Origin of the sequence: Streptomyces mutabilis, from assembly GCF_014649815.1 — a bacterium.
Classification (GTDB): domain Bacteria; phylum Actinomycetota; class Actinomycetes; order Streptomycetales; family Streptomycetaceae; genus Streptomyces; species Streptomyces mutabilis.
Genome location: NZ_BMTT01000285.1, coordinates 1 through 541, shown reverse-complemented (window position 1 = coordinate 541; position 541 = coordinate 1). Strand labels below are relative to the sequence as shown.

Genomic DNA, 541 nt, shown 5'->3' with positions numbered 1-541 from the left:
AACATCGGCGTGGCTATATACGCTTTTTATGGAAGGCGCGAATCGTAATAATTGTTTTTTATATAGCGTTATCAGCAATCATATATTTGTATGTAAATATGATTATGTGAATATAGAAAAACCTTCCGCCTGAAGCGACGGAAGGTTCAAAATATTTAGTTTGATTAACTAGTTATCAGTCGACCACACCTTTTTCGACCACGATTTCATCAGGATCGACTTCGTCGCCATACACCGGCTTCAGTGTCTCCTCATAATCCTTGTGGAAGAAGTTTTCATCGCCAAGCTTGTCGATTTCGTCGTTGATCCAGTCAAGCAATTCCTTATTGCCCTTCTGCACTGCGGCAGCGATGGTGTCCTTATCGCCCAGTTCGGTGATACCGACCTTGAAGCCCTTGTTGGACTTGGCCCATGCGAGCACCTCGGTGTTGTCGGTGGAGAAGGCGTCGCCACGGCCGTCGAGCAGCGCGTTGTAGGCATCGGCGTACTGGTCGTACTTCTGCAGCTTGATGTCGGGGTAGTTTTTCTCGAAGAAGGTTTC

Annotated in this window: 1 protein-coding gene; it reads right to left on the bottom strand. The window is 47.0% G+C overall.

Going from position 1 to position 541, the window contains the following annotated elements; translation table 11 throughout:
• Positions 1-175: 175 nt before the first annotated feature.
• Positions 176-541: type 2 periplasmic-binding domain-containing protein (locus tag IE142_RS35860; protein WP_191889517.1), on the bottom strand; the 366-nt coding region annotated here is incomplete at its 5' end.